Source organism: Flavobacterium silvaticum (assembly GCF_012911565.1).
Lineage (GTDB): Bacteria > Bacteroidota > Bacteroidia > Flavobacteriales > Flavobacteriaceae > Flavobacterium > Flavobacterium silvaticum.
Map to the genome: position 1 here is coordinate 1 of NZ_JAAMPU010000073.1, position 2,449 is coordinate 2,449.

3 protein-coding genes are annotated in these 2,449 nt (G+C 39.9%); all 3 read left to right on the plus strand.

What is annotated here, in order from left to right:
• Positions 1-189: 189 nt before the first annotated feature.
• The gene (locus tag G6047_RS00325; RefSeq protein WP_235946468.1) at positions 190-1,206 is read left to right on the plus strand and encodes an RHS repeat domain-containing protein; all 1,017 of its coding nucleotides are present in this window, start codon (positions 190-192) and stop codon (positions 1,204-1,206) included.
• Between the two features lie 5 nt (positions 1,207-1,211).
• Positions 1,212-1,709 (plus strand): hypothetical protein, encoded by a 498-nt coding sequence (locus G6047_RS00330; RefSeq protein WP_169525322.1) that lies wholly within the window; start codon positions 1,212-1,214, stop codon positions 1,707-1,709.
• A gap of 486 nt (positions 1,710-2,195) precedes the next feature.
• Positions 2,196-2,449, plus strand: a 254-nt coding sequence (locus G6047_RS00335) for a hypothetical protein (RefSeq protein WP_169525324.1), incomplete at its 3' end; no start/stop codon positions are given.

Genomic DNA, 2,449 nt, shown 5'->3' on the forward strand with positions numbered 1-2,449 from the left:
ACACAGGTAGGCCAAACCGAAAGAACCCTGTACCTCGACGGCTTCCAATACGTAGACGATGTCCTGCAGTTCTTCCCACACCCCGAAGGCTACGTGCGCGCCACCCCGAAGGAAAACCCCGGGGAAGGCCAATCCGAATATGATTTCAGCTACGTGTACCAGTACAAAGACCACTTAGGGAACATAAGGATGAACTACGCCTATGACTTCGTCGACGGTGAAACCAAGATCCTGAACGAAGACCACTATTACCCTTTTGGGCTAAAGCACAGCAACTACAGTTCAGGTAAAAAGGATTTCACACGTGAGGAACAGCAGCTCATGATAAAGCCGACGCCGTTTGGGGAAGAGAATCCATATCTTTATAAATTCCAAGAACAGGAGTGGCAGGATGAGCTGGGGCTTAACCTGTATGATTACGGAGCGAGGAATTATGACCCTGCTATTGGGAGGTGGATGAATATTGACCCGTTGGCTGAGAAATTTTATCCTGTCTCTCCATATATTTATGCAATTGACAATCCTGTGTATTTTATCGACCCTGACGGCATGAAAGTAGTCGAAAATGAAAACGGAACGACTTATACAGGCGAAGATGCTCAAAAAAAGTTTCAAAGTTTATTATCGCAAACAGGTTCTGGAAATGAAGATTCTCAAGAAGAACCGCCAGTAGATTTGTTTGGAAAATCTGAAAATAAAGGTTCGGCATTTCATCGTGTCCCCAATGGTTTTAAATTTGTTGAGGGTGATGGAAATTTCAATGTTTTTGGACATGCCAATTCTGACGGTATAGAATATTGGGATGAAAACGGTAAAAAACAGTTTGCCAGAACAGCGGAAGAATTTGATGCAATGATGTGTCAAAAAAGCAAGGCTTGGCAACAGGCAAGAAAAGATGGAAAATTTATAACACTCACATTTTACGCTTGCAACGTAGCATCTGAAGAGTACGTATCTGACAAGTCGTATATTATGAGGGATGTGACATTTGCCGAAAAAGTCTCAAAATTGCCAGGCGTGACTGTAATTGCTCCCGATGGTTATGTAAATTATGGTTGGAAAAATGGAGTTCCTCAAATAACAGGTGTAACAAATCACACAAATAATGCAGGTTTTTTGACTTTTAGAGATGGAAAACAAGTGGGTATCAAGACAGATTTGAAAACAGCATTATTTCTGTCTCAATTTACAGGTTTAAAAAAATAAAAAAAATGAAAAAAATTTCTAAGTTGTTGACAATTACTTCAGGCCTCCTAATTTTCTATGGATGCAAAGAAAAAGAGCAACCTCCAAAAGCAAAAAATTATGATGAAATTCCTAATTATGTGAAAGTTAATAATGATAAAGTTAAAACTGATAGCTTGTTTGCTGTTGCTTTAAACAATGGAGATGAAAAAGCCTATAATGATGTTTCTGCCAATTACATTTTAGCCTCAAACTACAAAGAGCTATTTTATTATTCGATAATTATGGCTAATAAATATGATTTACCCGAAGCTCATTATCACATATTTGTTGCCTTAATTAATTCCAGTCCAAAGCAAAACCTAAATTTGATGGATGAGAAAACTAAAAATTTGGCATTGTATCACTTGGCTAAATCACATGAATTAGGGTTTGCAAGTGCAAAATATTCAATTTCTGAATTATTTGGTAAAAACGGAAAAATTCAAAATTCAAAGTATTATATCCGTGCTTATTTTAATTAGGTCAGGTCGTTTCAAAATCTCAGATTAAGTCATTCCAAAATTTACATCCGTAAAACCCCTTAGAACAGGGTCTTTAAGACTTTCAACCAAAAAACAAAGACAGCTTCACGGCTGTCTTTTCTTTTATTACTAATGAATCAAATTCCACCACCTGTTGAAAAAAGACGGGTTACACCGCCAAACCAACCGAAACATCCAGATTTAAAACCTCACGTGCATAAGCCAAAGGATTGAATCTAAAACGCATCACGCGCCGGTTTGGCGCGTGATGCGTTTTAGATACCTATCAGGCAGCCGAATTTAGAATCAATGCATCGAATGCTCCCTTCATTTTCTGCAAATCGTAACCAATTTCTAAACTGTTTCCCCATTCCCTGTTTACAAAATTTTGTAAACGGCACATCTGTAAACAAGAATCACGTTGGCGCACACTTCTGGTCTGTAGACAAAAAATAGCAAGGTTACGCCTACGACCAGTAGGGGAACATGACCAAAGACGAGAACAAACAGATCAAAGGCATCACCTACAACCACCTCAACCTGCCCGTCAAGATCCCGATAAAGCAAGGCACCCAGAACTGGACGATAAGCTACCTCTACAACGCACTAGGCCAGAAGATCCAGAAGACCGTAGCCAACGTGACACAGGTAGGCCAAACCGAAAGAACCCTGTACCTCGACGGCTTCCAATACGTAGACGATGTCCTGCAGTTCTTCCCCCACCCCGAAGGCTACGTGCG

What these genes read in the sequence shown, in the direction of transcription:
- G6047_RS00325 (WP_235946468.1), top strand. Translation starts at nt 190, where the DNA reads ATGAACTACGCCTATGACTTCGTCGACGGTGAAACCAAGATCCTGAAC.
- G6047_RS00330 (WP_169525322.1), top strand. Translation starts at nt 1,212, where the DNA reads ATGAAAAAAATTTCTAAGTTGTTGACAATTACTTCAGGCCTCCTAATT.